Origin of the sequence: Bradyrhizobium uaiense, from assembly GCF_010811875.1 — a bacterium.
Taxonomy (GTDB): Bacteria; Pseudomonadota; Alphaproteobacteria; order Rhizobiales; family Xanthobacteraceae; genus Bradyrhizobium; species Bradyrhizobium uaiense.
On the sequence record NZ_VKHP01000911.1, the window covers coordinates 1 to 245 of the forward strand.

Annotated in this window: 1 pseudogene; it reads right to left on the reverse strand. The window is 62.9% G+C overall.

Annotated elements, in window-relative coordinates:
* Positions 1-245, reverse strand: a pseudogene (locus FNJ47_RS48075) (ABC transporter substrate-binding protein); the annotation flags it as partial.

The window sequence follows — 245 nt, forward strand, 5'->3', positions numbered from 1 at the left end:
GGCCGGTGCCGGAGGGCTGGCTGGCGAACTTGTCCCAGTCCTTGCCGAGCTTTTCATATTGCGCGGGGCTCGAGACCAGGAACCAGAGCAGCTGGTAGGGGAAGAAGGAATCGACCGTCTTGGTGGTCAGTTCCACCGTCATGTCGTCGATCTTGCGCGCCGAGACCAGCGTCGGCATGCGCGAGGCGGTGACGCCGACCTGGCTCGGATCGAATTGTGGTGTGTCCTGCTTCAGCACCTTGTCG